Consider the following 1,382-nt stretch of genomic DNA (forward strand, 5'->3'; position numbering starts at 1 on the left):
GCCAAGCCCCCGTAGGAGCGGCTTCCAGCCGCGATTCCCCACACGTCCCATCGCGACCAGAGGTCGCTCCTACGATCTCGAACGGGCCAGGGGACACAGGTCCGGACGCTGCGCCTGCAACGCATCGCACGCGGCCTGCACCGCGTCGCGGACGCGCTGGTTCCGGCCCTGCAAGACGATCGTCGCGACCTCCCGGTAGAGCGGATCGCGCAGCCGGAAGAGTTCCTCGAGGCGCTTGCGCGGGTCCTCCGACGCATTCAGCAGCGGACGCCGCCGGCTCTTGCGCGTGCGCCGGTGCTGCTCGGCCACGGGCACGCGCAGATACAGCACGCAGTGCTGCTTCAGCAGCTCGCGGTTCTCCGGGCGCATCACGATGCCACCGCCGGTGGCGAGCACGACGTTCTCGCGCTCGAGCAGCTCGCGGAGCATCTCGGTCTCGCGCCTGCGGAAGCCCTCCTCCCCCTCGAACTCGAAGATGGTCGGGATATCCACCCCGGTGCGCTTCTCGATCTCGTGATCGGAATCGACGAAATGCCGCTTCAGCAGCGTCGCCAGCCCCCGCCCCACCGTACTCTTCCCGGCCCCCATCGGCCCGACCAACACGATGTTCTGCATGAGGCGAGCCTACGCCGGCCCCGGCCCAAAAAAAAGCTGAGGAGCGCGAAGGTCACGTGAAGGAGGGGGGGGTCCGGGCGAAGCCTCGCGCGCGTCGGCCAATGGCACTTGCCCGACTGCGTATATTTCAGCAATATACAGATGTGAAAGATTGGAGCAGCATATCCGGTTTCGAATGGGATGCAGGGAATGCTCGAAAAAGCGCGTCCAAACATGGGGTCAGTCAGGCCGAAGCGGAGCAGGTCTTCTTCAACCAGCCCCTCCTGATCACTCCCGACATCAAAAACAGCCAGCAGGAAACGCGGTACCACGCGTTGGGTCGCACCGACGGGCGCCGTCCGCTGCACATCACGTTCACGCTACGCGAAGACGGCAAATTGATCCGCGTGATCTCAGCGCGTGACATGCACCGCAAGGAGCGCATCATCTATGACCGAGCCACGTAAAAAGACTCCCGCGTTTGCCAGCGAAGCCGAAGAACGGGCCTTCTGGGAGAGCGATGATTCTTCCGAATACGTTGACTGGAGCCAGGCGCAATCCGTACGTCTCCCGAGTCTCAAGCCCACCACCAAAACGATCTCGCTGCGTCTTCCAGTGTCCCTCCTGGAACGCATCAAGGTGGAGGCGAACAAACGGGATGTACCCTACCAGTCGCTGATCAAGGCCTGGCTGGCCGAGGACATCGACCGACACAACGGGTAACCTCCGGGCCGCCACTCTCGTCACGCGACATACCGCCCCTCACCCCCGGCCCCGTTACTCCGGGC

At 64.1% G+C, this 1,382-nt stretch carries 3 protein-coding genes; 2 read left to right on the top strand and 1 reads right to left on the bottom strand.

Going from position 1 to position 1,382, the window contains the following annotated elements; all coding sequences use genetic code 11:
• Window positions 1-69 precede the first annotated feature (69 nt).
• Complete coding sequence (locus tag ACESMN_RS13135) at window positions 70-615, bottom strand: shikimate kinase (protein ID WP_373054058.1); 546 nt, start codon at window positions 613-615, stop codon at window positions 70-72.
• Between the two features lie 101 nt (window positions 616-716).
• Between ACESMN_RS13135 and ACESMN_RS13140 the strand changes: the two genes are divergently transcribed.
• Window positions 717-1,061: a BrnT family toxin gene (locus tag ACESMN_RS13140; protein ID WP_373054059.1), complete on the top strand. Its 345-nt coding sequence runs from the start codon at window positions 717-719 to the stop codon at window positions 1,059-1,061.
• Window positions 1,045-1,317, top strand: coding sequence for a BrnA antitoxin family protein (locus ACESMN_RS13145; RefSeq protein ID WP_373054060.1), 273 nt, complete (start codon window positions 1,045-1,047; stop codon window positions 1,315-1,317). The genes ACESMN_RS13140 and ACESMN_RS13145 overlap by 17 nt, the downstream gene beginning before the upstream one ends.
• Window positions 1,318-1,382 lie beyond the last annotated feature (65 nt).

Origin of the sequence: Thioalkalivibrio sp. (genome assembly GCF_041690275.1) — a bacterium.
In the GTDB taxonomy this organism is placed as follows: Bacteria; Pseudomonadota; Gammaproteobacteria; order Ectothiorhodospirales; family Ectothiorhodospiraceae; genus Thioalkalivibrio.